This is a genomic window from Spirillospora sp. NPDC047279, assembly GCF_040643285.1.
Taxonomy (GTDB): domain Bacteria; phylum Actinomycetota; class Actinomycetes; order Streptosporangiales; family Streptosporangiaceae; genus Spirillospora.
Genome location: NZ_JBEYUA010000007.1, coordinates 284,911 through 311,035 on the forward strand (window position 1 = coordinate 284,911; position 26,125 = coordinate 311,035).

At 72.9% G+C, this 26,125-nt stretch carries 22 protein-coding genes; 14 read left to right on the top strand and 8 right to left on the bottom strand.

Annotated features, from left to right (window positions below; genetic code table 11):
• The first annotated feature begins 174 nt into the window (after positions 1-174).
• The 7 genes from ABZ810_RS20075 to ABZ810_RS20105 all read left to right on the top strand — a co-directional run bounded on the left by ABZ810_RS20075 (position 175) and on the right by ABZ810_RS20105 (position 7,681).
• Positions 175-1,170, top strand: a complete 996-nt coding sequence (locus ABZ810_RS20075) for an isocitrate lyase/PEP mutase family protein (RefSeq protein ID WP_358404968.1) — start codon at positions 175-177, stop codon at positions 1,168-1,170.
• Positions 1,167-2,573, top strand: coding sequence for an FAD-dependent oxidoreductase (locus ABZ810_RS20080; protein WP_358404971.1), 1,407 nt, complete (start codon positions 1,167-1,169; stop codon positions 2,571-2,573). Before ABZ810_RS20075 ends, ABZ810_RS20080 begins: the two co-directional genes overlap by 4 nt.
• Positions 2,567-3,337, top strand: a complete 771-nt coding sequence (locus ABZ810_RS20085) for an SDR family oxidoreductase (RefSeq protein WP_358404973.1) — start codon at positions 2,567-2,569, stop codon at positions 3,335-3,337. Before ABZ810_RS20080 ends, ABZ810_RS20085 begins: the two co-directional genes overlap by 7 nt.
• A 66-nt stretch (positions 3,338-3,403) precedes the next feature.
• Positions 3,404-3,991 carry a cysteine hydrolase gene (locus tag ABZ810_RS20090; RefSeq protein WP_358404975.1) on the top strand — a complete coding sequence of 196 codons (588 nt, stop codon included), beginning with the start codon at positions 3,404-3,406 and terminating at the stop codon, positions 3,989-3,991.
• A 12-nt stretch (positions 3,992-4,003) separates the two neighbouring features.
• The gene (locus ABZ810_RS20095) at positions 4,004-5,467 is read left to right on the top strand and encodes an FAD-dependent oxidoreductase (protein WP_358404977.1); all 1,464 of its coding nucleotides are present in this window, start codon (positions 4,004-4,006) and stop codon (positions 5,465-5,467) included.
• Positions 5,464-6,273, top strand: a complete 810-nt coding sequence (locus ABZ810_RS20100) for an aspartate/glutamate racemase family protein (protein ID WP_358404979.1) — start codon at positions 5,464-5,466, stop codon at positions 6,271-6,273. The genes ABZ810_RS20095 and ABZ810_RS20100 overlap by 4 nt, the downstream gene beginning before the upstream one ends.
• A 16-nt stretch (positions 6,274-6,289) precedes the next feature.
• Positions 6,290-7,681: an FAD-binding protein gene (locus ABZ810_RS20105; protein ID WP_358404981.1), complete on the top strand. Its 1,392-nt coding sequence runs from the start codon at positions 6,290-6,292 to the stop codon at positions 7,679-7,681.
• On the opposite strand, the gene ABZ810_RS20110 is transcribed toward ABZ810_RS20105, so the two are convergent.
• Positions 7,655-8,644, bottom strand: coding sequence for an alpha/beta hydrolase (locus ABZ810_RS20110; protein ID WP_358404983.1), 990 nt, complete (start codon positions 8,642-8,644; stop codon positions 7,655-7,657). The two genes, ABZ810_RS20105 and ABZ810_RS20110, sit on opposite strands and share 27 nt — an antisense overlap.
• Before the next feature lie 203 nt (positions 8,645-8,847).
• Between ABZ810_RS20110 and ABZ810_RS20115 the strand changes: the two genes are divergently transcribed.
• From ABZ810_RS20115 to ABZ810_RS20135, 5 genes are all read left to right on the top strand, one after another.
• On the top strand, positions 8,848-9,243 hold the full coding sequence (locus ABZ810_RS20115) for a TOBE domain-containing protein (RefSeq protein ID WP_358404985.1): 396 nt from the start codon (positions 8,848-8,850) through the stop codon (positions 9,241-9,243).
• Between the two features lie 12 nt (positions 9,244-9,255).
• Positions 9,256-10,014, top strand: coding sequence for a molybdate ABC transporter substrate-binding protein (gene modA / locus ABZ810_RS20120; RefSeq protein WP_358405521.1), 759 nt, complete (start codon positions 9,256-9,258; stop codon positions 10,012-10,014).
• A 4-nt stretch (positions 10,015-10,018) separates the two neighbouring features.
• On the top strand, positions 10,019-10,846 hold the full coding sequence (locus ABZ810_RS20125; protein ID WP_358404988.1) for an ABC transporter permease: 828 nt from the start codon (positions 10,019-10,021) through the stop codon (positions 10,844-10,846).
• Positions 10,843-11,907 carry an ABC transporter ATP-binding protein gene (locus ABZ810_RS20130; RefSeq protein WP_358404991.1) on the top strand — a complete coding sequence of 355 codons (1,065 nt, stop codon included), beginning with the start codon at positions 10,843-10,845 and terminating at the stop codon, positions 11,905-11,907. The genes ABZ810_RS20125 and ABZ810_RS20130 overlap by 4 nt, the downstream gene beginning before the upstream one ends.
• A 417-nt stretch (positions 11,908-12,324) precedes the next feature.
• The gene (locus ABZ810_RS20135; protein WP_358404994.1) at positions 12,325-14,142 is read left to right on the top strand and encodes a phosphoenolpyruvate carboxykinase (GTP); all 1,818 of its coding nucleotides are present in this window, start codon (positions 12,325-12,327) and stop codon (positions 14,140-14,142) included.
• Between the two features lie 78 nt (positions 14,143-14,220).
• Here ABZ810_RS20135 and ABZ810_RS20140 read toward each other — a convergent pair whose 3' ends face one another.
• The 3 genes from ABZ810_RS20140 to ABZ810_RS20150 are packed head-to-tail and all read right to left on the bottom strand — an operon-like array spanning position 14,221 to position 17,481.
• A complete protein-coding gene (locus tag ABZ810_RS20140; protein ID WP_358404996.1) occupies positions 14,221-15,564 on the bottom strand; it encodes a dipeptidase in 1,344 nt (447 codons plus the stop codon).
• Positions 15,561-16,016, bottom strand: a complete 456-nt coding sequence (locus tag ABZ810_RS20145; protein WP_358404998.1) for a hypothetical protein — start codon at positions 16,014-16,016, stop codon at positions 15,561-15,563. The genes ABZ810_RS20140 and ABZ810_RS20145 overlap by 4 nt, the downstream gene beginning before the upstream one ends.
• A 13-nt stretch (positions 16,017-16,029) precedes the next feature.
• Positions 16,030-17,481: an APC family permease gene (locus tag ABZ810_RS20150; protein WP_358405000.1), complete on the bottom strand. Its 1,452-nt coding sequence runs from the start codon at positions 17,479-17,481 to the stop codon at positions 16,030-16,032.
• A 234-nt stretch (positions 17,482-17,715) separates the two neighbouring features.
• On the opposite strand from ABZ810_RS20150, the gene ABZ810_RS20155 reads away from it, so the two are divergent.
• Complete coding sequence (locus ABZ810_RS20155; protein ID WP_358405003.1) at positions 17,716-18,315, top strand: HdeD family acid-resistance protein; 600 nt, start codon at positions 17,716-17,718, stop codon at positions 18,313-18,315.
• A 45-nt stretch (positions 18,316-18,360) separates the two neighbouring features.
• Positions 18,361-20,952 carry an ATP-dependent Clp protease ATP-binding subunit gene (locus tag ABZ810_RS20160; protein WP_358405005.1) on the top strand — a complete coding sequence of 864 codons (2,592 nt, stop codon included), beginning with the start codon at positions 18,361-18,363 and terminating at the stop codon, positions 20,950-20,952.
• A gap of 31 nt (positions 20,953-20,983) precedes the next feature.
• Here ABZ810_RS20160 and ABZ810_RS20165 read toward each other — a convergent pair whose 3' ends face one another.
• Genes ABZ810_RS20165 through ABZ810_RS20180 form a run of 4 tightly spaced genes read right to left on the bottom strand, consistent with a single transcriptional unit; the run spans position 20,984 to position 26,121 of the window.
• On the bottom strand, positions 20,984-22,804 hold the full coding sequence (locus ABZ810_RS20165; protein WP_358405006.1) for a helix-turn-helix domain-containing protein: 1,821 nt from the start codon (positions 22,802-22,804) through the stop codon (positions 20,984-20,986).
• A complete protein-coding gene (locus tag ABZ810_RS20170) occupies positions 22,794-23,510 on the bottom strand; it encodes an ABC transporter ATP-binding protein (RefSeq protein WP_358405523.1) in 717 nt (238 codons plus the stop codon). The genes ABZ810_RS20165 and ABZ810_RS20170 overlap by 11 nt, the downstream gene beginning before the upstream one ends.
• A complete protein-coding gene (locus ABZ810_RS20175) occupies positions 23,507-24,382 on the bottom strand; it encodes an ABC transporter ATP-binding protein (protein ID WP_358405009.1) in 876 nt (291 codons plus the stop codon). Before ABZ810_RS20175 ends, ABZ810_RS20170 begins: the two co-directional genes overlap by 4 nt.
• Positions 24,379-26,121 carry a hypothetical protein gene (locus ABZ810_RS20180; protein WP_358405011.1) on the bottom strand — a complete coding sequence of 581 codons (1,743 nt, stop codon included), beginning with the start codon at positions 26,119-26,121 and terminating at the stop codon, positions 24,379-24,381. The genes ABZ810_RS20175 and ABZ810_RS20180 overlap by 4 nt, the downstream gene beginning before the upstream one ends.
• Positions 26,122-26,125: the final 4 nt, after the last annotated feature.

The following is a 26,125-nucleotide window of genomic DNA, read 5'->3' on the forward strand; positions in this document are numbered from 1 at the left end:
TTCCTTCGGGGTGAGACGTCAAGCATCAGAACGTGACCTGAATCTCTGTAATAGTCACTACGTGGAACCGTAGAGCGATCGCTACGGGGAATGCAAGGAAAGTCACGGTAAAGGTGATCTGAGTTGCCAAAAGCCGGTGACTGGTGTCACAGTTGCGTGTGTAGTGATCGCTACATGGAGGAGTTGTTCTTGTCGCGCACCCGCCCCTGGGATCCGAGCCTGATCTCGTCACTGACGGGAGTTGGCCCCGGCCCGAGCGCCCATGACAAGCGGCTCGCGCTGCGCGCGGCGCTGGCCGGCACCGTCGCCCGCCGGGACCGGCCGATCACACCGCTGGTGCTGCCCGGCGCGACCGACGCCCTGGGGGCCCGGCTCGTCGAGGACGCGGGATTCGCCGCCGTCTACGCCACCGGCGCCGGGCTCGCCAACGCCGGTTTCGGCCTGCCCGACCTCGGGCTGATCTCCCAGTCCGAGGTCGCCGACCACGCCGGCCGGCTCGCGGAGGCGACCCGGATCCCGCTGGTCTGCGACGCCGACACCGGCTACGGCGGGCCCCTGGCGGTGATGCGCACCGTCCGGCTGCTGGAGCGCGCCGGGGTGGCCGGACTCCAGCTGGAGGACCAGGAGATGCCCAAACGCTGTGGCCACTTCGACTCCCACACGCTGATCCCGGCCGGCCACATGCAGACCAAGATCGCCGCGGCGTGCGAGGCGCGCACCGACGACGCGCTCGTGATCATCGCGCGCACCGACGCGCGCTCCGCGTACGGGATCGACGAGGCGATCGAACGCGGCCGGGCCTACGCCGAGGCCGGGGCCGACGTGCTGTTCGTCGAGGCGCCGCGCACGGTCGCCGAGCTGGCCCTGGCCGGCCGCGAGCTGGCCGGCACCCCGCTGATCGTCAACGTGGTGGAGGGCGGCCGCACGCCCCAGCTGGAGCCGGCGGAGTACGCCGAGCTCGGCTTCGGCGTCGTCCTGTTCGCCAACTACCTGATGCGGTCGATGCACCTGGCCGGCCGCGAGGCGCTGGCACACCTGGCGGAACGGGGCGAGACCGCCTCGCGCGCCGATCGCATGGCGAGCTGGGAGGAACGGCAGAGCCTGTTCAACCTGCCCGCGTTCAGCGCCGCCGAGACGGCGCTCGACCGCGAGCTGGGGAGGATCGAGTGAGCGGCGTGCCCGGCCTGCCGGTCGAGACCGAACTTCCCGAGCGGGTCGGCGTGCTCGTGCTCGGCGCGGGCCTCGCGGGCTGCGCGGCGCTGCTGGCCGCCGCAGAGGCGGGGCAGTACGCCCTGCTGCTGGAGAAGACCGGCGAGATCGGCGGCTCCACGGTGAAGTCGGCGGGCCTGTCCGCCTTCGCCGGCACCGACGAGCAGGCCGAGCAGGGCATCTCCGACTCCGTCGAGCTGCTCCGCGCCGACCTGCTGGAGGTCGGCCGGCACCGGAACGATCCCGCGCTCGTCGACCTCTACTGCGAGCACCAGCTGGCGGCCTACCGCTGGCTGAAGGGCCACGGCGTGGGCTACGGCGAGATCCACGCCGCGTCGGGCCAGTCGGCCCCGCGCAGCCACCCGACCGACACCACCCGCATGCTCGTCCAGCTGCTGAAGGCGGCCGGCGAACGCGGCGCCCGGATCATGTTCGACGCGCCGGCCGACCGGCTGCTGCACGACGGCACCCGGGTGACCGGCGTCCGGCTCGCCGGCGGGCGCGCGGTGCTCGCCGACGCGGTGGTGCTCGGCACCGGCGGCTTCTCGATGAACCCCGACCTGCTCGCGACGTTCGCGCCGCAGATGGAGCACGCGCTGCGCCAGGGCGGCGAGGGCAACCAGGGCGACGGCCTGAAGATGGCCATGGCGCTCGGCGCCGGGCTCCGCGACACCCCCTACGTCAAGGGGACCTACGGGCACTTCCACACCGAGCACCCCGACGAGGACGGCACCGGCATCCTCGCCGTGTACAAGGGCGCCGTCGCCGTCAACCGGGACGGCAGGCGCTTCGTCGACGAGTCGCGCAACTACAAGGAGATCGGCGACGCGGCGCTCGCCCAGCCCGGCGTGACCACCTGGCAGGTCTTCGACTCCCGGACGATGGCCCTGTCCAACGACGAGGTGCCGATCTACGAGTTCGCGGGCCGGGACCGTGCCGGGATGTTGCTCCGGGCCGACTCCGTCGCCGACCTGGAGACCGCGATCGGGCTGCCGGAGGGCTCGCTGCGCAAGACCGTCGCCGAGTACAACGCGGCGATCGCCACGGGCACGCCCGACCCGCTCGGCCGGGCCCACCTGTCCGGCGGCGTGGGGGAGCGGGCGCCGATCGACCGGCCGCCGTTCTACGCCCAACCGTCGGGGACCGTCGTGCTCGCCACCTACTGCGGGCTCACCGTCGACACCCGGATGCGGGTCCTGGACTGGTGGGGCGAGCCGATCGCGCGGCTCTACGCCGCCGGCGAGATCGTCGGCGGCTTCCACGGGGCCGGCTACATGACCGGAACCTCCATCGGAAAGTCCGGCGTCTTCGGACGGATCGCCGGCACCCACGCGGCAGCGGAGGAGAGTGACCTGGAATGGTGACCGGACCGTTCGACCTGACCGGCCGGGTGGCCCTGGTGGTCGGCGCCGCCGCCGGCGGCCTGGGCGAACGCGCGGCGCGGACCCTGGCCGGGGCGGGGGCCACCGTCGCGGTCGCCGACCTGGACGGCCGCGCGGACGCCCTCGCGGCCACCGCGAAGGACTGCGGGGCGAGCGCCCACGCGGTCGACGTGACCGGGGAGGCGTCGGTCGCCGCCCTGTTCGACGACGTCCTCGCCGCGCACGGACGGCTCGACGTGGTGGTCAACGCCGCCGGGGTCATGCTGCGCAAGCCCTATGACGAGACCTCGCTGGAGGAGTTCGAGCGGGTCGTCCGGGTCAACCTCACCGGCACCTGGCTGGTCGGCCGCGAGGCCGGGAAGGCCCTCACCCGGCAGGGTGAGGGCGGCCGGATCGTCAACCTCACCACCGTCTACGCCGAACGTGTGGGGCCCATCCCGGAGTCGGCGTACTACTCCTCCAAGGCCGGGGTCGTGAACGTGACCCGGGCGCTGGCCGGCGAGCTGGGCCCGCACGGGATCACCGTCAACTGCCTGGCCCCCGGCGTCTTCTACCCGACCCAGATGACGGCCGCGCTCGGCGAACAGCCCGACCGGCTGCGCTGGTTCGGCGAACGCACGATGCTCGGCCGGCTCGGCGACCCCGAGGCCGACCTCGCGGGCCCCCTCCTGCTGCTGGCGAGCCCGGCGTCGTCGTACATGACCGGCCAGGTCGTGTACGTCGACGGCGGCTGGTCCGCCTGGTAGCGGGCGTCCGGCCCACCCGCACCATCCACCTCTCTCCGGCTCCACCTCTTTCTAAGGACGTTCGCGATGACCGCCACCAAGAAGGCCCTGCTCATGCTCGACTACCAGGTCGCGCTGTGCGAGGAGGGCCCGCACCTGCGGATGCCCCCGCTCGCCGCGCAGATCGCCGAGCGCGGGGTGCTCGACACGGCCGGGAAGGTGCTGGCCGCGGCCCGCGAGGCCGGCATCTTCGTCGCCCACGTGCGGCTCGCCTTCGACCCGTCCTACCGGCTGCGCACCAACCGGCTGCCGCGCTTCGACCCCTACGAGCGCGACCGCGCGATGCTCGCCGATTCCCCCGAGGCCCAGATCGTCAAGGCGCTCGCGCCGGCCGACGGCGAGCCGGTGATCGACAAGGGCTGCGTCGACCCGTTCGTCGGCACCGCGCTGCGCGAGGTCCTCGCGGCCGAGGGCATCACAGAGGTGGTGCTCGGCGGCGTGGCCACCAACCTGGTCGTGGAATCCGCCGCCCGGCACGCCTCCGACTCGGGACTCCAGGTCACGGTGGTGGAGGACATGTGCGCCTCGTTCCGTCCCGACTTCCACGCCTTCTCCGTCGACAACATGCTGCCGCTGTTCGGCTCGGTGACCGGCTCCGCCGAGCTCACGTTCTGAAGGGGGACCAGCATGACCGAGCAGACCCATCGCTATGACGTGGTCGTGGTCGGCGGCGGCGTCGCGGGCCTGTCGGCGGCGGTCGCCGCGGCCGAGGACGGCGCGCGCGTCGCCGTCCTCGAACGGTCGACCGAGGCCGAGACCGGCGGCAACACCCGCCACACCGAGGCGTTCCTGCGGATGAAGTCGATCGGGGAGGTGGCCGACGGCTTCGAGGACGTCCTCGTCGACGACTTCATGGGCCATCCCGACCCGTCGATCGTCAACGACGCGGCGCTGCCGCCGCGCCGGCGCGGCGCCCTCTACCGGGCCACCCACACCATCGACCCGGACTACGTGTCCACGCTGGCCGAGCAGGCGCCCCGGGCCCTCGCCTGGATGACCGGCCACGGCGTCCGCTTCGACTTCGTGCCGACCCCGTTCCTCACGCAGTCGACGACCCGGATGGCCCCGGTCGGCGGCGGCCTCGCCATCATCGAGACGATGGGCAAGGCCGCCCGCGGGCTCGGCGTGGAGTTCCACTTCGAGACCTCCGCCCGCCGGCTCACCTTCTCCGACCACGGCGTCACCGGGGTGTTCGCCCACACCCTGGACGGCCCGGCCGTCTTCGAGGGGGCCGTCGTGCTCGCCAGCGGCGGCTACCAGGGCAACTTCGAGCTGATGGCCCGCTACCACGGCGAGCGGGCGCTGACCTGCCGCCCGGTCGCCAAGGGCGGCAACCACAACAAGGGTGAGGGGCTGGAGATGGCGCTGGCGCTCGGCGCCGCCACCGCCGGCAACTTCGCGCTCTTCCACGCCGAGCCGGTCGACCCGCGCAGCGGCGAGGCCGAGGCTGCGATCTTCTGCTTCCCCTACGGCGTGCTGGTCAACGCTGAGGGGCGGCGGTTCGTCGACGAGGCCCGCGGCACCGTCGACGCCTGGTACGAGCGGACCACCCGCGCCATCCAGGACCAGACCGGCGGGATCGCCTGGGCGATCCTCGACCAGCGGGGGCTGGCGGTGCCGAACCTGACCGCGGGCATCCGCACCGACATCGCGCCCGTCACCGGCGCCACGGTCGGGGAGCTCGCCGAACGCCTCGGGCTCCCGGTCGCGGCGGTCGAGGAGACCGTCGCCGCCTACAACGCGGCCTGCCCCGACCCGTCCAGGTTCGACCACGCCCGGCCCGACGGGCTGGCGACGGCCGGGCTCGTCCCGCCGAAGTCGAACTGGAGCCTGCCCGTCCGGGAGGGGCCGTTCGCGGCGTACCCGATCATGGCGGCGAACGTCTTCACCTTCGGCGGCCTCAAGACCACCCCGGACGCCGAGGTCGTCGACCGCGACGGCCGTCCGATGACCGGCCTGTACGCCGCCGGGGAACTGACCGGCCTGTACTACTCCAACTACACCGGCTCGACCTCGGTCCTGCGCGGCGCGACGTTCGGCCGGATCGCCGGCGCGAACGCCGCGGCGCTCGCCGGCGCGAGGGTGGCGTGACCGTGCGGATCTGGCACCAGTCGTTCACCGTCCTCGACGACGTCCCGCACTACCGCGACGCGCTGGCCCGGCACCTGCGGGCGCAGGCGGCGCCCGGCACCGAGATCGCCTTCCACGGGATGAGGCCGGGCACCTACCCCTCGGACTACCCGGGCACCCACATCGGCTACGCCTACCTCGCCGGGCTGCACCGGGAGCAGTTCGTGCACGCGGCGCTGCGCGCGCAGGACGAGGGCTACGACGCGTTCCTGATCGCCACCATCCCCGACACCGCCTACGAGGAGGTCCGGACGGTCGTCGACATCCCGGTCGTCGCGTTCGGGCAGACCTCGGTGCTGATGGCCGGGGCGCTGGGCGACCGCGTCGGGATCGTCAACTTCATCGCCGCGCTCGAACCGCAGCTCCGCCGCAACCTGAGCCACTACCGGCTCGACGCGCTGGTCGGGCCGATCGTCCAGGTCGAGGCGGAGTTCACCGACGTCATGGCGGCCTACGCCGACCCGGAGCCGCTGCTTGAGGCGTTCACCAGGGCCGCGCGGCGGGCGATCGCGGGCGGCGCGAACGTCATCGTCCCCGGCGAGGGGCCGCTGAACGTGTTCCTCGCCGACCAGGGCGTCTCCCGGATCGACGACGTGCCGGTGCTCGACTCGCTCGGCACCTGCGTCCGGGTCGCCGAGCTCCGCGCGGCGCAGTACCGGGCGACCGGGCTGAAGCCGGCGCGGACCGGCTTCTACGGCGCGAGCCCGCCGCGGCCGCTGATCGACGCCGCCCGCGCCTTCTACGGAACGGACACGACCCTGTCATGAGCTCCCGGGACATGTCATGAGCTCCCTCGTCACCGGCCCTCCCGGCGCGGGGGCGTGGGACTCGGAGGTGGACGTCGCGGTCGTCGGCGGCGGCGCCTGCGGGGTGATGACCGCCCTGCGCGCGGGGCGCGACCCCGGCCTGGTCGTGGCGGTGTTCGAGAAGTCCGCCCGCGACGGGTGCAACGCCGCCATCTCCTCGGGCTCGCTGGCGGCGGGCGGGACCCGCTTCCAGGCCGCCGCCGGGATCGAGGACTCGCCCCGGCGGCACGCCGAGGACATCCTGCGGGCCAGCGGCGACGAGGAGTGGCGTCCGGTGGTCGAGGCGCTGTGCGCGGCGGCCCCGGCGTTCGTCGAATGGATCGCCGCCACCGGCTACCCGATCGAGATCGGCGCGGACATGCCCCGCGCCGGCATGTCGGCGCCCCGCCTGCACGCCGACTCCGGCCGGCTGGGCGGCGGCCGGCTGATGCGGTGGCTGCGCGCGCTGCTGGACGGCTACGACAACGTGGCGTTCGTCGGCCAGGCCCCCGTCACCGGCCTGGTGGTCGAGGACGGCGCGGTGGCCGGCGTGGTCGTGGAGCAGAACGGCGCGCGGCAGCGGGTGCGCGCGGACGCGGTGGTGCTGGCCTCCGACGGCTTCGCCGCCGACCCGGCGCTGGTCGGCGAGCATCTGCCGCACCTGGGGACGCCGTTCTACGGCGGGGTGTCCGGTGCGACCGGCGACGCGCTCGCCTGGGTGCTGCCGCTGGGTGCGCGGCTCCGCAACATGGGCGCCGGGTTGCGCTCCGGACTGGTCGTCGTCGGCCACGGCACCCGGGTCTCGCCCGCGCTGCCGTTCAACGGCGCGGTACTGGTGAACCTCGACGGGGAACGTTTCGTCGACGAGGAGTCCAAGGGCTACTCGTCGATGGCCGGGATCATCCAGGGACAGCCCGGTGAACGCGCGGCGATGATCTGGGACGCCACCGCGATGGCGGCCACCAGAGAGTCGGAGATGATGCGCGAGTGCCTGGCCGCGGGCGCCATCCGCGACCGTCCCACGGTCGAGGACCTGGCGGCGGACCTGGGCCGCACGGCCGAGGAGACCGAACGCCTCCTGGCCCCGATGCCCGGCCGGCGCGCGCTCACCGCCCCTTTCCACCTGGCCTGGGTCACGCACGGCCTGCTCGCCACCCAGGGCGGCGTGGTCGTCGACCCGGGAGGCCGCGTCCTGGACGCCGCGGGCGCGCCGATCCCCCGCCTGTACGCCGGGGGCGGCACCGCCTGCGGCCTGGCCGGGCCGGACTCCGGCGGCTACCTGTCCGGCAACGGCCTCCTGTCCGCGTTCGGCATGGGCTGGATCATCGGCAACGCCCTCGCCGCCCAGGCCGGGAACGGCGGCTCAGGCGGCGAGCTCGGCGGTGCCTGAGAGCGCCTGGCGGACGAAGGTGCCCAGCTCGACGATGGCGTCCCGCGACTCGGGCAGCAGCGGGCCGAAGAGCTGGAACACGTGCAGCTGCCGGTCGTACACCCGCAGGACCGTGGGCACGCCGGCCTCGGCCAGCCGGTGGGCCATGGCCTCGGAGTCGCAGTAGAGCACCTCGGTCGAGCCCGCGAACAGCAGGGTCGGGGGCAGCCCGCTCAGATCGGCCCGCAGGGGCGACACCGCCGGGTCGCTGCGGTCCAGGTCGCGGCAGATCGCGTCGGCCAGCCGTTCCAGCAGGGGGCCCGGCGCCGCCGGGTCGAGCTTGATGTTGGCGTGCGCGAGCTTGTCGGTGAGGTCCAGGTCGAGCGCGGGGGAGAGGGCGACCAGGGCCGCGGGCGGCGGCAGGCCCTCGTCGCGGGCGCGCAGGGCGGTGGCGAACGTGAGGTGGCCGCCCGCCGAGTCACCCATGATCACGATGTTCTCCGGGGCGACCCCCCGGTCCTCCAGCAACCACCGGTAGGCGGTGAGGCAGTCCTCGACCTCCTCCTCGAACGGCACGGCCGGGATCATCCGGTAGTCGACCGACAGGGCCGGCACTCCGGCGGCGGTGGTGAACCAGGAGATCATCCTGCGGTGCGTGTTGAGCCCGCAGGACACCCAGCCGCCGCCGTGCAGGTAGAGGATGACCTTGTCGCGGGCGCCGCCGACGCGCGGCCCGTGCACCCACTCGGCCCGGAAGCCGTCGAACCTCACGCGCTCGGTGCGGGTGCCCCGGGGCGGCCGCATGCGCCGGGCCAGCCGATCGAACTCGGCGGCCCGCCGCAGCGCGCGCTCGTCGAACGGGAGCTCGGCCCACTTCGCCAGACGCGGCCGCAGGAGCGTCCGGACGCCGGCCGCGACGGCGCGGGAGCGCAGGCTCGCGGACCCGTGCCGCTCGATCACCAGGGTGGCCGGTCGTGTGCTCAACGGTTCCTCCTCCGGTGTAAGTGAGTGGTGACATCGTCCTCCTGCCCGTTCGGCGGCGAAATACCGCAGATGGGAGACGCACGTCACAGTGCGTCGCCGGAGCCGTCCTGGAGCATCTGCCAGGGCCGAACGAGATGAACCCTCGTATTATCTGGGTGTTCTACCGGTTATGCCTGGCATGTGCGAGGGGATAGGTTGGCCCCGTGACGACCTTCCGGATCAGTGAGGCCGCGGCCCTGCTCGGCGTCAGCGCGGACACCGTCCGCCGCTGGGTCGACGGCGGGCGGCTGACCGCCTCCCGCGACGAGCACGGCCACCGGCTGGTGCCCGGCGCCGAGCTGGCCGGCTTCGTCCGGTCCCAGTCCTGGCAGGGCGAGCCGGACGGGCACCGGCCGGCCTCCTCCGCCCGCAACCGCATGCGCGGCATCGTCACCGACGTCATCCGCGACGGCGTGATGGCCCAGGTGGAGATCCAGGCCGGGCCGTTCCGGGTGGTGTCGCTGATGAGCCGGGAGGCCGCCGACGAGCTCGGGCTCGAGGTCGGCGTCGTCGCCGAGGCCGTCGTCAAGTCCACCAGCGTCGTGGTCGAACGCCCCTAGGAGCCTTCCATGATCAAGCGAGTCGCGGCGCTGGCCGCGGGGTTGTCCCTGCTGGTCGCGGGGTGCGGCGACACCGGCGACGGCGACACCGCCGGGAAGGGGTCCGGCTCGACGCTCACGGTCTTCGCCGCGGCGTCGCTCACCGAATCCTTCACCGCCCTCGGCAAGACCTTCGAGACCTCCCACCAGGGCGTGAAGGTCCGCTTCAACTTCGGCGGCAGCTCGACCCTGGCCCAGCAGATCCGCCAGGGGGCCCCGGCCGACGTCTTCGCCGCCGCCAGCCCGGCCACCATGAAGCAGGTCAGCGCGACCTCCCAGGTCTTCACCAGGAACCGCCTGGTGATCGCGGTGCCCCCGGGCAACCCGGGCAAGGTGGCCAGGCTGTCCGACCTGTCCGACAGGAAGCTCAAGGTCGTGCTCTGCGCCGAGCAGGTGCCGTGCGGGGCCGCCGCGACCAGGGCCCTCGGCGCCGCGGGGGTGAAGGTCGAGCCCGCGTCCCAGGAACAGGACGTCAAGGCCGTGCTGACCAAGGTCCAGCTGGGCGAGGCCGACGCCGGCCTGGTCTACCGCACCGACGCCAAGGCCGCGGCGGGCAGGGTCACGGGCATCGAGTTCCCCGAGTCGGCGCAGGCGATCAACGAGTACCCGATCGTCGCGCTGCCCACGGCGCCGCGGCCCGCGCCGGCCAAGGAGTTCGTCCAGCTCGTGCTGTCGGCGCAGGGCCAGGCGGCGCTGAGCCGGGCCGGGTTCGAGTCCGCGGGCGCGAACTGATCGCATGCTGAGCACCGGACCCGCCCGGGTGAAGCCCGCGCCCGACCGCGTCCCCGGCCGCCCGCCGTGGATCCTGGTCGTGCCGGCCCTGCTCGGGCTGGCGTTCCTGGTGCTGCCGCTGGCCGGGCTGCTGGTCCGCGCGCCCTGGTCGACCCTCCTGACCCGGCTCGGCGAGCCGCAGGTGATGGAGGCGCTGCGGCTCTCCCTGATCACCGCGACGCTCGCCACCGGGCTGTGCCTGGTGCTGGGGGTGCCGCTCGCCTGGCTGCTGGCCCGGGTGCCCTTCCCGGGGGCGCGCCTGGTCCGGGCGCTGGTGACGGTGCCGCTGGTGCTGCCGCCGGTGGTGGGCGGCGTGGCCCTCCTGCTCGTGCTGGGCCGCCGCGGCCTGGTGGGCTCCTGGTTGTACGGGACGTTCGGGATCTCGCTGCCGTTCACCACCGCCGGGGTCGTGCTGGCCGAGACGTTCGTGGCCATGCCGTTCCTGGTGATCAGCGTGGAGGGCGCGCTGCGCGCGGCGGACCTGCGGTACGAGGAGGCCGCGGCGACGCTCGGCGCCACCCGCTGGACGACCTTCCGCCGGGTCACCCTGCCGCTCGTCGCGCCGGGCATCGCGGCCGGCGCGATCCTGTGCTGGGCGCGGGCGCTGGGCGAGTTCGGCGCGACGATCACGTTCGCGGGCAACTTCCCCGGCCGCACCCAGACCATGCCGCTGGCGGTCTACCTGGCGCTGGAGACCGACCCCGAGGCGGCGATCGTGCTCAGCCTCGTCCTGCTCGTGGTCTCGGTGCTCGTGCTGGCCGCCCTGCGCGACCGCTGGGTCGGCTCCTCATGAGCGGGCTGGACGCGCGGCTGGTGGTCAGGCGCGGGACGTTCGACCTCGACCTCGAGCTCACCGCCGAGCCCGGCGAGGTGGTGGCGCTGCTCGGGCCCAACGGCGCGGGCAAGTCCACGGCGTTGCGGGCCCTGGCCGGGCTGGTGCCGCCGAGCGGCGGGCACATGCGCCTGGACGGGCGCGACCTGGGCGCGCTGCCGCCCGAGCGGCGCGGGATCGGCATGGTGTTCCAGGACTACCTGCTGTTCCCGCATCTCAGCGCGCTGGAGAACGTCGCGTTCGGGCCGCGCAGCCAGGGCACGCGCAAGCGCGAGGCGCGGGCGCGGGCCGCCGAGTGGCTGGACCGCGTCGGCCTGGCCGATCGCGCCTCGGCCCGTCCCCGTGCGCTCTCCGGCGGCCAGGCGCAGCGGGTCGCGCTGGCCCGCGCCCTGGCGGTCCGACCCGGGCTGCTGCTCCTCGACGAGCCGCTGTCCGCGCTGGACGCCCACACGCGGCTGGAGATCAGGGCCGCGCTGCGCCGCCATCTGGCGGGGTTCGAGGGCGCGGCGGTGCTGGTGACCCATGACCCGCTGGACGCGATGGTCCTGGCCGACCGGCTCGTGGTGGTGGAGCACGGGCGGCTCGTGCAGCAGGGGGCGCCCGCCGAGGTGGCCCGCCGCCCGCGGACCGACTACGTCGCCCGGCTCGTCGGGCTGAACCTCTACCGGGGCGAGGCCGTCACCGGGGCCGGGGCCGGCGCTGCGGCCGGGCACGTCGCCGTGGCGGAGGGCGAGCTGGAGCTGGACGTGGCCGAACGCATCGGCGGCGCGGTGTTCCTGGCGTTCGCGCCCTCCTCGGTGGCGCTCTACCGGAGCCGCCCGGACGGCAGCCCGCGCAACCTCTGGCAGGCCACGGTCGAGTCGGTCGAACGCCACGGTGACCGGGTGCGCGTCCGGCTGGACGGCCCGCTGCCCGCGTCCGCCGACGTCACGCCGGGGGCCGTGGCCGAGCTCGGTCTGGGCGAGGGGAGCACGGTCTGGGCGGCGGTCAAGGCCACCCAGATCCACGTCTACCCGGCCTGACCTGCGCCGGTACGGAGATCGTCCGGCGGTCACGGGTATACGAGTCAGAGAGAGTTGCCTTACCTCCAGGCAAGGTCGTCCTGGCGGTCGCGTACGGCGCGGTCGGACACCGGCGGAACGGGCGGGGCGCACGGCGCCAGGAGCCCTGGGCTGGGACGGGGAGCGGGGGGCCGCGCGCGATGGCAGCGTCGGCCGGGCGGTTGTCAAGACCGCAATGGAACGTATCTACCCAGCCCGGCGCGCTGTATGTCGAGGTCGGGCGCCCGGAAGCCTAAGCGGCCCGGAGAGCGGGTGATTTGTCTCACAAAAGAACGCCAGAAGGCCCAATAGCGGCGCTCAGTGGTCCAGACCAAATGGCAAAAACGCGGGTCCTTGTTCATGATGCAAAGATCCTGCGAACAGCTGAAGGAGTTGCCCGTGTCCAACCAGGTCGTACCCGGCCTCGACCAGGCCCCGACCAGTCACACCGAACTGATTGACTGGGTGCGGGAGATCGCCGAGCTGACCCAGCCTGACCGCGTCGAGTGGTGCGACGGCTCGGAAGAGGAGTGGAAGCGCCTTACCGACCTTCTCGTGGATCAGGGCACTTTCCAACGCCTCAATCCCGAAAAGCGTCCCAACAGCTTCTACGCCGCCTCGGACCCCAAGGATGTCGCGCGGGTCGAAAGCCGCACGTTCATCTGCTCCGAAAGGGAAGCGGACGCCGGTCCCACCAACAACTGGATCGCCCCGGCCGAGATGCGCGCCACCTTCGGCGGCCTCTTCAAGGGCGCCATGAAGGGCCGCACCATGTACGTGGTGCCGTTCTGCATGGGCCCGCTGGGCGGTGAGATCTCCCAGCTCGGCGTCGAGATCACCGACTCGCCGTACGTCGCGGTGTCGATGAAGATCATGACCCGCATGGGCGACGGCGCCCTGCGCCTCATCGAGGAGCGCGGGCAGTTCGTGAAGGCCGTGCACACGGTCGGCGCCCCGCTCGAGCCCGGCCAGGCCGACGTGCCGTGGCCCTGCAACTCCGAGAAGTACATCTCGCACTTCCCCGAGACCCGGGAGATCTGGTCCTACGGGTCCGGCTACGGCGGCAACGCGCTGCTGGGCAAGAAGTGCTACGCGCTGCGGATCGCCTCGACGATGGCGCGCGACGAGGGCTGGATGGCCGAGCACATGCTCGTCCTCAAGCTCACGCCGCCGGCCGGCGAGGCCCGCTACGTCGCGGCCGCCTTCCCGTCGGCCTGCGGCAAGACCAACCTCGCCATGCTGGAGCCGACCATTCCGGGGTGGAAGGTCGAGACCATCGGCGACGACATCGCCTGGATGCGCTTCGGCGCGGACGGCCGCCTCTACGCGATCAACCCCGAGGCCGGCTTCTTCGGCGTCGCGCCCGGCACCGGCGACGCCACCAACGCCAACGCCGTGAAGACCCTCTGGGGCAACAGCATCTTCACCAACGTCGCCCTCACCGACGACGGCGACGTGTGGTGGGAGGGCCTCACCGAAGAGGCGCCGGCGCACCTGACCGACTGGAAGGGTAATGACTGGACGCCGGAGTCCGAGACCCCGGCCGCCCACCCGAACGCCCGGTTCACCACCCCGGCCGGGCAGTGCCCGATCATCGCGCCGGAGTGGGAGGACCCCCGGGGCGTGCCGATCTCGGCGATCCTGTTCGGCGGCCGCCGCGCCACCGCGGTGCCGCTGGTCACCGAGTCGTTCGACTGGCAGCAGGGCGTCTTCCTCGGCGCCAACGTGGCGTCGGAGAAGACCGCCGCGGCCGAGGGCAAGGTCGGCGACCTGCGCCGCGACCCGTTCGCCATGCTGCCGTTCTGCGGCTACAACATGGGCGACTACTTCGGCCACTGGGTCAAGATCGGCCAGTCGGCGGACGCGGAGAAGCTGCCCCGCATCTACTACGTCAACTGGTTCCGCAAGGACGCGGACGGCCGGTTCATCTGGCCGGGCTTCGGTGAGAACAGCCGTGTCCTCAAGTGGATCGTCGAGCGCCTCAACGGCCAGGCCGACGCGGTCAAGACCGCGATCGGGCACCTCCCGACCAGGGAGGCCCTCGACACCGAAGGACTGGAGATCGGCGACGCCGACCTCGACGCGCTGCTGTCGGTCGACACCGAGGTCTGGAAGGAGGAGGCCGCCCTGGTCCCCGACTTCTTCAAGACCTTCGGCGACCACCTGCCCAAGGAGCTGTGGGACGAGTACAACTCCCTGGTGAACCGCCTCGGCTAGTTCGCAGGAGTCCGAGGAGCCGAAGGGCCGCGCCGTCCGGCGCGGCCCTTCGGGTATGGGGCGAGGTGACAGGCTCGGCTAACCGGCGGCGTAGGACCGCAGGAAGAGGGCCTCGGCGAGCGCCATGTGCTCGATCTCGGCCGGGTCCACGCTCTCGTTGGGCGCGTGGATGAGGCACCGCGGCTCCTCCACCCCCATGAGCATGATCTCCGCGTCCGGGAAGGTCTCCTGGAAGACGTTGCACAGCGGGATCGACCCGCCCTGGCCCTCGGTGGTGGACCCGCGGCCGTACGCCTCCTTCATGGCGGTCTGCATGGCGGCGACCCCCGGCCCGTCCATGCGGGCCTTGAACGGGGCGCCGGCCTGCTCGGTCTCCACCTTCACCCGCGCGTGCAGCGGCGCGGCGCCCTCGATGTGGGCGGTCAGCGCCTCCAGCGCCGAGCCGGGCGTGATCCCCGGCGGGATGCGCAGGTTGAGCCGGGCCCGCACGCTCGGCTGGATGGCGGCGGCCGAACCGACGACCGGCGGGCAGTCGATGCCCAGGACCGTCAGCGCGGGCCGGGCCCACACCATGTCGGCCACGCTCCCGTCACCGGCCAGGTCGACTCCGTCCAGGACGTGGACGTCGGCGCGGAACTGCTCCTCCGGATAGTCCGCCCCGTCCCAGGTCTGGCCGGCGGGCAGGCCGCGGATCGTGGTGTTGCCGCGCTCGTCCCGCAGCGTGCCCAGGATCCGCACCAGGCAGGCCAGCGCGTCCGGCGCGGCGCCGCCGAACATGCCCGAGTGCATCTCGCCCTCCAGCGTGGCGACCGTGACGACCACGTTCACGTTGCCGCGCAGCGAGGTCGTGAGCGTCGGCACGCCGGCGGCGACGTTGCCGGTGTCGCACACCAGGATCGTGTCGGCGCGCAGCAGGTCGGCGTTCCCGGGCACGAACGCCTCGAGCCCGCCGGTGCCCTGCTCCTCCGAGCCCTCCGAGACCAGCTTGAGCCCGACCGGGACGTCGTCGCCCAGGGCGCGCAGCGCGAGCAGGTGCATCATGATGTTGCCCTTGCAGTCGGCCGCGCCGCGCCCGTACCAGCGGCCGTCCTTCTCGGTGAGCTTCCACGGGGGCGTCCGCCAGGCGTTCTCGTCCAGCGGCGGCTGCACGTCGTAGTGGCAGTACAGCAGCACCGTCGGCGCGCCCTCGGGGCCGGGCCGCGACCCGACGACCGCCTTGCTGCCGTCGGGCGTCTCGTGCAGGCCGACGTCGGAGAACCCCACGTCGGAGAAGGCCGAGGCGACCCATTCGGCGGTCCTGTGGCACTCCTCCGGCGGGAACTGCCGGGCGTCGGCCACCGAACGCATCGCGACGAGCTCGGCCAGCTCGTCGTGGGCCTTCGGCATCATCGCGTGGATGGAGTCCTTCAGGTCGTGGCTCATTTGGCGGTGTCCTCGAACTTCAGCTGCTTCAGATGGCCGGTGAACTCGGCCAGCTCCGACGGGCAGTACGTGGCGATGACGAGCGTCTCGGCCTGGGCCACGTCCTTGTCGGCGAGCACGGGCCGGGAGCCGACGTGGGCCGCTCCGTTGGACAGGCCCATGTTGTAGCGGGCCTGGCTGAGCGCGGCGTCCGGCTCGGCGCAGACCATGCCGCCGTCGTCGCCGAACGTGTCGACGATCGCGTCGGTGGACGGCACGGGCAGGCCGGCGGCCTTGAGCTGCGCGCTGAGCTGCCCGGCCTTGCGCAGGGCGCGCTCGTTGTCCGCGGTCGCGGTGAAGGCGAAGATCGCCCACAGCGCGATCAGGACGAGGATCAGGGCCGAGCCGATGTAGATGGCGCGGCGCAGGAACAGCGGCGCTCCCGGGTGCGGGTCTTGCGCGTGTTCGGACATCGGGGCCTCCCTCCTAGGCGACCGGGGTCTCGGGATCGGCGGTCCGCCAGCCGGGCTTGCGCATCCTCAGGAAGAGGTACGGGACGAACAGGCCGACCAGGCCCATGCCGAGGCCGACGATCAGGACGTAGACGACCGGGCTGCCGTTGCCGAACTGCGACGGCGGGACGAATCCGATGGCGAACGCGGCGATCGAGGCCAGCAGGCCGACCGTGGCCACCCCGATCAGCAGGGGCGCCCGGTAGCCGCGCGGGTGGTCGGGCTGCCGGCGGCGGAGCCGGATGGCGGCCACGAACATCAGCACGTACATGATCAGGTAGACCTGCGTGGTGATGACCGACAGGATCCAGTAGGCGCTGGACACGTTCGGGATGAACGCGTACAGCAGCGCGATCAGCGTGGTCAGCACGCCCTGCGCGACCAGGATGTTCTGCTGGACGCCGTCCTTGTTGAGCTTCTGCAGCACCGGCGGCAGGTAGCCCTCCTGCCGCGAGATCATCAGCAGGCCCTTGGACGGCCCGGCCAGCCAGGTGAGCATGCCGCCGAGCGAGGCCGCGATCAGCATGATGCCGAAGACCGGGGTCAGCCAGCTCACCCCGAAGTGGTTGAAGAAGCCGTCGAAGGCCTGCATCACGCCGGCGGTCAGGCTCAGGTCCTTGCTGGGCACCACCCAGCTGATCGCCAGCGCGGGCAGGATGAAGATCAGCAGGACCAGGCCCACCGCGAAGAACATCGCGCGCGGGAACTCCTTGCCGGGCTTGCGCAGCGACGACACGTGGACGGCGTTCATCTCCATGCCGGCGTAGCTCAGGAAGTTGTTGACGATGAGGACCAGGCTGGCGATGCCGGTCCAGGCGGGCAGCATGCTGCCGGCGTCCATCGGCGCGGCCGAGGCGTTGCCCTGGCCGAGGAAGACCATGCCCAGGATCACCAGCACCGCGCCCGGCACGAGGGTGCCGATGACCAGGGTGGCGCTGGAGAGCCCGGCGACGGTCTTGGTGCCGCGCGAGGAGACCCACACCCCGGCCCAGTAGATCGTGATGATCACCAGTGCGGTGTAGACGCCGTTGCTGGCCAGCCGCGGATCGATCACGTACGCGAAGGTGCCGGCCACGTAGGCGAGCAGGCTCGGGTAGTAGGTGATGGTCATCGCGAACTGGCACCAGACGGCGAGGAACCCCAGCTTGGGGGACATCGCCTCGCTGACCCAGCGGTAGACGCCGCCCTCCCAGCCGGACGCCAGCTCCGCCGAGACAAGTGCCGTCGGCAGCAGGAACAGCAGCGCGGGCACGATGTACAGGAAGACCGCCGCCAGCCCGTAGACGGCCATGGTCGGCGCCGGCCGCAGGCTCGCCACCGAGCTGGTCGTCATCAGCGCGAGCGTCACCCACGAGATGAACGCCACCGCCGCCGGCGTCTTGACGGCCGGCTTCGCCCGCTTCGCGGGCACCCCGACAGAACTCATCCGTTCCCCCGAAAGTCCAGGTGTCTCTGGACCCGGATCCCCGCTCGCGTCCCCCTTCCGATCTGCCCCTCCGGATCCGTACCTGAACGTCGGGAACGCGAGGATCGCCGACTTTGCCCAATCCGGGGATGACCTTGGTGTTCGCGGCGGCGCCGAGGGGCTACCAGTGGGATACGGCCCCGAGTAGGCGGGGCGGTCAAGGGACGGGGACCGTCGATCCCGCGGGAGGCAGCGATGTTCGACCTCATGGCTCGCAACTGGTGGGTGCTCGCCCTGCGCGGCGCGTTCGCCATCCTGTTCGGAGTGGTCGCCTGGATCTGGCCGGGCATCACGGTCTGGGCGCTGGTCATCCTGTTCGGCGCCTACGCGCTGGTGGACGGGGTCTTCGCGCTGATCGGCGCGTTCGGCAAGAACGCCGCCGAGGCCACCGGCCGGTCGCGCGGCTGGCTGGCGGTGACCGGGGTGGCCGGCATCGTCCTCGGCATCGTCGCGCTGGCCTGGCCGGGCATCACCGGCTTCGCGCTGCTGATGCTGATCGCCGCCTGGGCCGTCGTCACCGGCGTCTTCGAGATCTTCACCGCGTTCAGCCTGCGCAAGAAGATCGACAACGAGTGGCTGTACATCGTGACCGGCGCGATCTCGGTGCTCTTCGGCGTGCTGCTGTTCGTCTGGCCGGTCTCGGGCGCGCTCGCGGTGGTGTGGATGATCGGGTTCTTCTCGATCCTGTTCGGCGCGTTCATGGTCGGCGCCGCCTTCCGCCTCCGCAAGCTCGGGCACGAGGCGGAGAAGCGCGGCGGGATGACCGCCGGCGGCGCCTCGGCCGCGCACTCGTAACCACGTACCCGCAAACCCAAGCCGTCCATCTCAGGGGGACAGACCGTGGCCAGCACGCCTTTCGGCTCCATGTTCAACGACCCGTTCCGGGGCTTCGAGCACCTGACCGGGAGGATGTTCGGGGCACCGGAGTCGTGGCCGCCGCGTTCGGGCGGGGTACAGCGGGTCGACATCGGGCGGCTGCTGAGCGAACCGGGCCGCGAGCTGGTCGCCCAGGCGCTGGAACGGGCCGCGCAGCGCGGCGCCGCCGACCTCGACGTCATCGACCTGCTCGGCTCTGCGGCGCAGACCGACCCGGCGCGCGGGCTGCTGAAGTCGGCGGGCGCCGACCCCGACGGGCTGCTGGCCCGGATCTCCGACCTGACGGGCGACGGGGTGCCCGGCGAGCCGCCGTCGACGCTGACCCCGGCGGCCAAGCGCGCGCTGCTGGACGCCCAGCGGGTCTCGCGGGCGCTGGAGAGCAGCTACATCGGGCCCGAGCACCTGCTCCTGGCCGTGGCCGCCAACCCCGACTCGGGGGCGTCCCGGCTGCTGGCGGCGCAGGGCGTGACGGCCAACGAGATCCAGGACGCGGTGCTGGACGTGCCCGACCAGTCCGGCGCGGTGCGCGCGCCCGGCCAGGGGCGGACGCCGACGCTGGACGAGTACGGGCGCGACCTCACCGAGGAGGCGCGGCAGGGCGGGCTGGACCCGGTCGTCGGCCGCGAGGACGAGATCGAGCAGGCCATCGAGGTGTTGTCGCGCCGTACCAAGAACAACCCGTGCCTGATCGGCGATCCGGGCGTCGGCAAGACCGCCATCGTCGAGGGCATCGCCCAGCGCATCGTCAACGGCGGCGTGCCCGAGAGCCTCAAGGGCAAGCGGGTCGTCGCGCTCGACCTGACCGGCATGGTCGCCGGGTCCAAGTACCGGGGCGAGTTCGAGGAGCGCATCAAGAAGGTCATCGACGAGATCCGCGAGCACTCCGACGAGCTGGTGATCTTCATCGACGAGGTGCACACGCTCGTCGGCGCGGGCTCCTCGGAGGGCGGCATGGACGCCGCCAACATCCTCAAGCCCGCGCTGGCCCGCGGCGAGCTGCACGTCGTCTCGGCCACGACGATCGACGAGTACCGCAAGTACATCGAGAAGGACGCCGCGCTGGAGCGGCGTTTCCAGCCGGTGCTGGTGCCCGAGCCGAGCGTCGAGGACACCGTCGCGATCCTGTCCGGGCTGCGCGACAAGTACGAGGCGCACCACCAGGTGCGGATCACCGACGACGCGCTGGACGCCGCCGCGTGGATGTCCGACCGCTACATCTCCGACCGGTTCCTGCCCGACAAGGCCATCGACCTGATGGACCACGCCGCCGCGCGGGTCCGGCTGCGGTCGTTGTCGCCGACGGAGGACTCCCGCGAGATGGAGCAGCGCCTGGAGGCCCTGCGCCGCGACAAGGACCAGGCGGTGGCCAGCGAGGACTTCGACCGGGCCAAGGAACTGCGGGCGGAGATCGAACGCCTCCGCCCCGAGCTGGAGGACGCCCGGCACGGCCGCGACGACGTGCCCGAGGTCACCGCCGCGGACATCGCCGAGGTGGTGTCCCGGCGGACCGGCATCCCGGTCGCCCAGCTCACCGAGGAGGAGCGCGACCGGCTGATGCGCCTGGAGGAGCACCTGCACGAGCGGGTGATCGGCCAGGACGAGGCGGTGGTGGCGGTCGCCGAGGCCGTCCGGCGGGGCCGCGCCGGGTTGTCGGATCCCGATCGGCCGGAGGGCAGCTTCCTGTTCCTCGGGCCCACCGGCGTCGGCAAGACCGAACTGGCCCGCGCGCTCGCCGACGTGCTGTTCGGCGGCACCGACCACATGGTCCGCATCGACATGAGCGAGTTCCAGGAGAAGCACACCGTCAGCCGCCTGATCGGCGCGCCGCCCGGCTACGTCGGCTACGAGGAGGCGGGGCAGCTGACCGAGGCGGTCCGCCGCCGCCCGCACGGCGTGGTGCTGCTCGACGAGATCGAGAAGGCGCACCCGGACGTCATGAACATCCTGCTCCAGATGCTGGACGACGGGCGGCTCACCGACGGGCAGGGACGTACGGTCGACTTCAGCAACACCATCGTGATCATGACCAGCAACGTCGGCGCCCAGATGATCCTGGACTCCGGCGGCGACTCGCCCGAGCTGCGCGATCAGGTCATGGACCTGCTGCTGCACACGCTGCGGCCCGAGCTGCTCAACCGCATCGACGAGACGATCATCTTCACCCGGCTGGAGAGGCCGCAGCTCCGGCAGATCGTGGACCTGCTGCTGGAACGTACCCGGCGGCGCCTGCACGCCCAGGACGTCACGCTGGAGGTCACCGACGCCGCCAAGGACCGGCTCGCCGAACAGGGGTACAGGCCCGAGTTCGGTGCCCGGCCGCTGCGCCGCACCATCCAGCGCGAACTGGACAACCGGCTGTCACGCATGTTGCTGGGCGGTGAGATCGACGAGGGCGACACCGTCACCGTCGACCTGCCCGGCGGCGAGTCCGAGCTCCGCATCGAGGTCCGCCGGGGCGACGGGGCGGAGACCTCACCGGACGGCACACAGAACGGCGCGCAGAGCCGCACGCAGAACGGCTCGCGGAACGGCAGGGCTGACACCGGGGCGGGCTGACCGTCCGCGGCCTCCGGACCCGTCCGGCGTCTCAGCCGTCCCCGCCCTCGGCCAGCCGGAGCTGGAGCATCGCCACCAGGAGCTGGTCGGGGTCGTCCAGGTCGATCCCGGTCAGGGCGACGGCCCGGCGGATCCGGTGCCGCAGCGTGTTGGGGTGCACGTGCAGTTCCTCGGCGACCTTGCCGACGTCGCCGAACGCGTCCAGGTAGCCGCGCAGCGACCGGGCGAGCTCGGTGTCGTGCCGGCGGTCGTGCTCGACGAGCAGGTCGAGCGCCGGGTCGCGGACGTGCGGGCTGGCGGCCAGCAGGGCCAGCACCTCGTCCAGCACCACCGAGGACCGCAGCTCGTCGAAGGCGGCGGCCGCCCGGTCGGGGAGCCTGGCGAGCGTCCGCAGGACCCGGTCGGCGTCGCGGCGCGCGGCCGGGACGTCCTCCAGGCGCGGCACCGGTCCCGCCACGCCCGCCTGGACGGGGGTGCCGAGGCTCGTGCGCAACGCCGTCACCAGGCCCTGCGCCCAGCGGACCACCGACGAGCCCGACGAGCCCGAGGAGCCCGGCGAGCCGCCCGCGTCGCCCTCGGGCAGCAGCAGGTAGATCCGCCCGGCCAGCTGGGTGACCAGCGCCTGCTGCCGGTAGGCGGCCGCGTAGACCGAGACGATCTCGACGGTGCGGGCGTCGCGCAGCGCGCGGTCGGAACGTTCGGCGTCGGCGGCGCCGGCCGTCCGGGGATCGAGCGAGACGACCGTGACCGCCGTGCCGGGCGCGATGCCGACGTGCGCGGCGACCGCGCCCGCCGGGATGCGCCCGTCCAGCAGGGCCGCCGCCAGGTCCTCGCGCAGTCCCGCCGCCAGCGCCGCCTCGCCTCGGTAGCGGACGAGATGGAGCGCGGCGAGGCGGGTGGCGCCGCGCAGCACCTCGCCGGACCGCGGGTCGAGGGGCCGCGCGCCCTCCTGCACCCAGATGGTGCCGAGCAGGCGGCGGCCGGCGCTGACGCCCGCGACCAGGCGGCGCCGGATGCCCAGCGCGGGGTGCTCGGCCACGTCGACGACCTCCTCGCCGCCGCGCAGCCGCTGGTAGATGCCCCATTCGCGGAGCACCGACAGGTACTGCTCGGGGCAGTCGCGGGTGAGGATCGTCAGGCGGCGCAGCTCGTCGGCCTCGTCGTCGGAACGCGAGTAGGCCACGACGTGGTTGCCCGCGTCCTCGATGCTCACGATGCCGCCGGTGAGCGTGGCGATCGTCTCGGCGAGCGAGAACAGGTCGCCGTGCGAGTCGCCCAGGTCCGCCCCGGCCGTCGCCAGGGCGTGGCCCAGAACGGCCTGGACCACCGTCTCCACCTGCTCCCAGCGCGCGTCGGTGGCGACCTTCAGCAGGGCGATCCCGGCCTCGGCCGCGACCTGCCGGAGCCGCTCGTCGGCGCCCGCACCCGCGTTGACGCCGGTACCGGTACCGGTGCCTGTGTCGCCGCCGCCGGTGCTGGACGCCTTGACGGCGATGGCGCCCGCGCCGTCCCGCCCGGCGGCCCGCACCAGGCCCGCGGCGGCGTCCCCGCGCGCCCCGATGACCAGCACCAGGGCGCCGTGCCGCGCGTGCGGCGGGTCGCCGGGCTCGGAGATGACGATGTCGTGCACCGGGACGTCCAGCCCGGCGGGGGCCTCGGCGAGGTCGGCCAGCGGGCCGAGCGCGCTCAGCACGTCGCGGAGCGGGGCGGACGCCGCCTCCGCCGTGCCGTCCGCCGCGCCCGCGCGGGAGGCGCGGATCAGGGACGCCATCCGGCCGACCTCGCCCGCCTCCTCGCCGCCGAGGGAGTCGCCGGGTTCGCCGCCGGGGGCCCCGGGCCCGTCAGTCCTCACCGAGGTACGCCTTCCTGACCTCCTCGTCGTGGAGCAGCTCCGACGCCGGCCCGGACAACACGAGCCGCCCGGTCTCCATGACGTGCCCGTGGTCGGCGAGCGCCAGCGCGGCGAGCGCGTTCTGCTCCACGATCAGGATGGTCATGCCCTCGCGGCGCAGCTCGGCCACGGTGGTCATGACCTGCCTGGTCATGATCGGGGAGAGCCCCATGGAGGGTTCGTCCAGCAGCAGCAGGCGCGGGCGGCTCATCAGGGCGCGGCCCATCGCGAGCATCTGCTGCTCGCCGCCGGACAACGTCCCGGCCGCCTGGCCCCGGCGCTCGCCGAGCACCGGGAACATGTCGTACGCCCGCGCCACGTCCTTGTCGATGCCGTCGCCGTCGCGGCGCAGGTACGCGCCGAGGAGCAGGTTCTCCTCGATCGTCATCCGCGGGAAGATGCGGCGGCCCTCGGGGGAGTGGGCCAGCCCCAGCGCGACGATCTCGTGCGCGGGGCGGCCGTCGATCCGCTCGCCGTCGAACAGCACCTGCCCGGCGGCCGGCTTGAGCAGCCCCGACAACGTCCGCATGGTCGAGGTCTTGCCCGCGCCGTTCGTCCCGATCAGCGTCACGACCTGCCCGGCCTCGACGCTGAACGAGACGCCCTTGACGGCCTCGACCTTCCCGTACGCCACGTGCAGGTCGTCGATCTCCAGCAGGGCCATCAGGACTCCTCTCCGCTGCCATCGGCGGGTGCCCCTGGCTCGCCGGGGTCGCGCGGGTCGCCGAGTCCCTCCAGGTCCCCGGGCTCGCCGAGGTAGGCGGCGACGACGCGTTCGTCGGACTGGACCTGGGCGGGTGGGCCCTCCACGAGCTTCTCGCCCTGCGTCAGGACCGCCACGCGGTCGCAGAGGCCGAAGATGAAGCGCATGTCATGCTCGATGACGACCACCGCGAGCCCGCGGTCGCGGATGGCGAAGACCAGCTCCTGGGTCTGCCGGGTCTCCTGCGGGTTCATGCCGGCGGTGGGCTCGTCGAGCAGGATCAGGCCGGGGTCGGAGGCCAGCGCGCGGGCGATCTCGAGCCGCCGCTGGTCGCCGTACGGGAGATGGCGCGCCAGCGTGCCGCCGTGCCGCGCGATCCCGGCGAACTCCAGCAGCTCGCGCGCCTTGTCCCTGGCCTCGGCCTCGGCCCGCCGGTAGCGCGGGCCCCGGCCGATCGCCGAGAACAGCCCCTCGCGCAGCCGGCAGTGGCGGCCGACCATGACGTTCTCCATCGCGGTCATGTTCGGGAAGAGCCGGATGTTCTGGAACGTGCGCGCGACGCCGGCCCTGGTCACCTCGTGCGGCCGGGACGGCAGCCGCGTTCCCCGGTAGCGGACCTCGCCCGCGGTCGGCTCGTACAGGCCGGTCAGGCAGTTGAAGAACGTCGTCTTCCCGGCGCCGTTGGGCCCGATCAGCCCGACGATCTCGTGCGCCCGGACGGTCAGGTCGACGCCCTTGACGGCGGTGAGGCCGCCGAAGCGCATCGTGACGCCGCGCGCGTCCAGCACCGTCTCTGCCGGCGCGTTCTCGGGCGGCACTGTCTCGGGTGCGGTCATGCCTTCACTCCTGCCGGTGCCGTACGGGTGGCGACGTCGTGGCCCTCGGCCTCGGCGATCTCCTCCTCGTGGAACTCCAGCCGCCGGCGCCGGTTCGGCACCAGGCCCTCCGGCCGCAGCCGCATCATGAGGATGAGGGTGAGGCCGAACAGCAGCAGCTGCTTGTCGTCGAAGAACTCGAACTTCTCCGGGATCACGTAGAGCAGGGCGCCGCCGAGCAGCGGGCCGCTGATCGTGCCCATCCCGCCCAGCACCACGGCCGCCAGCAGGAACGCCGAGTTCGGCGGCGCGGTGGCCAGGAACTGGTACTGGTCGGGGGTGACGGTGGTGGTGACGTGCGCCTGCACCGTCCCGGCCAGCCCCGCCAGCGCGGCCCCGAGCGCGAACGCCAGCAGCTTGAGCCGGAACCCGTTGACGCCCATCGCGGCGGCGGCCGTCTCGTCCTCGCGGATGGCCACCCACGCCCGGCCGATGCGGGAGTCGTTCACCCGGGAGAAGACGAACACCACGACCGCGATGACGCCGACCAGCAGCAGGTAGTAGTTGGCGAACCGGCCGAGCGTGAAGCCGAGCACCTGGTGGGTCTCGCCGAAGTCGTAGCCGAAGAGGGACAGGTCGGGGACGCCCGGCACGCCGTTGGGCCCGTTGGTGACCCGCGGGCCGGACGTGCCGTCCAGGTTGTTGACCAGGATCCGGAAGATCTCGCCGAACCCGAGGGTGACGATGGCCAGGTAGTCGCCGCGCACCCGCAGCGTCGGCGCGCCGATCAGGACCCCGGCCAGGACGGCGACGGCGATGCCGATGAGCACCGCGGCCCAGAACGGCAGCGGCGTTCCGGCGTACCGGGAGAACACCGATCCCGAGACCAGCGCCGCGACGTAGGCGCCGACGCCGAGGAACGCCACGTACCCGAGGTCGAGCAGGCCGGACAGGCCCACCACGATGTTGAGGCCGAGCGCGACCGCGCCGAAGATCAGGATGTTGGCGGCCAGCGACAGGTACGCGTCGCCGTCCTGGACGAAGGCGAACGCGACCGCCGCGACCAGCGCGGCCAGCGAGGTGGCGACCCGGTTGCGGGCGGACACCCCGGAGATCTCCTCCAGCAGGCCGCTGCGGTTGACGCCCCAGGCGGCGAACCCGAGCGCGAGCACGTAGCCGACGAACTGCTGGGTGTGCTCGGTCGCGAGCCCCCAGTCGACCACGAGCATCGCGCCGAGCATCAGCACGAACAGGATCGCGATCTCCGCCGGCCGGGGGAGTCCCCCGCCGGGCGGCGCCTCGCGGCGGTCGTCGGGCAGCGCGAGCGCGCCGGCCAGCGGGAGCAGCGTGGCGACGGCCGCGACCCAGGAGCCGGCGACCCAGTTGGCCAGGCCGCCCAGCTCGACCGCGATCGCGGCCAGCACGTACCAGGTGGACGCCGCCTGGGCGAACGCGAGGCCGCGCAGCGCCTGCGCCGATCCGCGCGGGACCAGCCGGGCCAGCGGGCGCACGCCGCACGCCGCCGCGCCGAAGACCAGGGTGACCAGGCCGAGCGTGAGGGTGATCACCTGGTTGCCGCCGGGGTACCCGGCGACGGTGAGGTCGCCGGGGAACTTCGCCGTCCAGGTCCAGGGCAGGAACGTCGAGGCGACCGAGGCCGCCGAGCCCGCCAGGACCAGTGCCAGCGCGGCGCGCGGCGGCAGGACCCGGCCGAGGGCGCGGGGGAGCGCATGCGGGAACGCGTGGAGAGCTGAGGTCATCGCC

What these genes read in the sequence shown, in the direction of transcription:
- ABZ810_RS20075 (WP_358404968.1), top strand. Translation starts at nt 175, where the DNA reads ATGGAGGAGTTGTTCTTGTCGCGCACCCGCCCCTGGGATCCGAGCCTG.
- ABZ810_RS20085 (WP_358404973.1), top strand. Translation starts at nt 2,567, where the DNA reads ATGGTGACCGGACCGTTCGACCTGACCGGCCGGGTGGCCCTGGTGGTC.
- ABZ810_RS20090 (WP_358404975.1), top strand. Translation starts at nt 3,404, where the DNA reads ATGACCGCCACCAAGAAGGCCCTGCTCATGCTCGACTACCAGGTCGCG.
- ABZ810_RS20095 (WP_358404977.1), top strand. Translation starts at nt 4,004, where the DNA reads ATGACCGAGCAGACCCATCGCTATGACGTGGTCGTGGTCGGCGGCGGC.
- ABZ810_RS20105 (WP_358404981.1), top strand. Translation starts at nt 6,290, where the DNA reads ATGAGCTCCCTCGTCACCGGCCCTCCCGGCGCGGGGGCGTGGGACTCG.
- ABZ810_RS20125 (WP_358404988.1), top strand. Translation starts at nt 10,019, where the DNA reads ATGCTGAGCACCGGACCCGCCCGGGTGAAGCCCGCGCCCGACCGCGTC.
- ABZ810_RS20130 (WP_358404991.1), top strand. Translation starts at nt 10,843, where the DNA reads ATGAGCGGGCTGGACGCGCGGCTGGTGGTCAGGCGCGGGACGTTCGAC.
- ABZ810_RS20140 (WP_358404996.1), bottom strand. Translation starts at nt 15,564, where the DNA reads ATGAGCCACGACCTGAAGGACTCCATCCACGCGATGATGCCGAAGGCC.
- ABZ810_RS20145 (WP_358404998.1), bottom strand. Translation starts at nt 16,016, where the DNA reads ATGTCCGAACACGCGCAAGACCCGCACCCGGGAGCGCCGCTGTTCCTG.
- ABZ810_RS20150 (WP_358405000.1), bottom strand. Translation starts at nt 17,481, where the DNA reads ATGAGTTCTGTCGGGGTGCCCGCGAAGCGGGCGAAGCCGGCCGTCAAG.
- ABZ810_RS20155 (WP_358405003.1), top strand. Translation starts at nt 17,716, where the DNA reads ATGTTCGACCTCATGGCTCGCAACTGGTGGGTGCTCGCCCTGCGCGGC.
- ABZ810_RS20175 (WP_358405009.1), bottom strand. Translation starts at nt 24,382, where the DNA reads ATGACCGCACCCGAGACAGTGCCGCCCGAGAACGCGCCGGCAGAGACG.
- ABZ810_RS20180 (WP_358405011.1), bottom strand. Translation starts at nt 26,121, where the DNA reads ATGACCTCAGCTCTCCACGCGTTCCCGCATGCGCTCCCCCGCGCCCTC.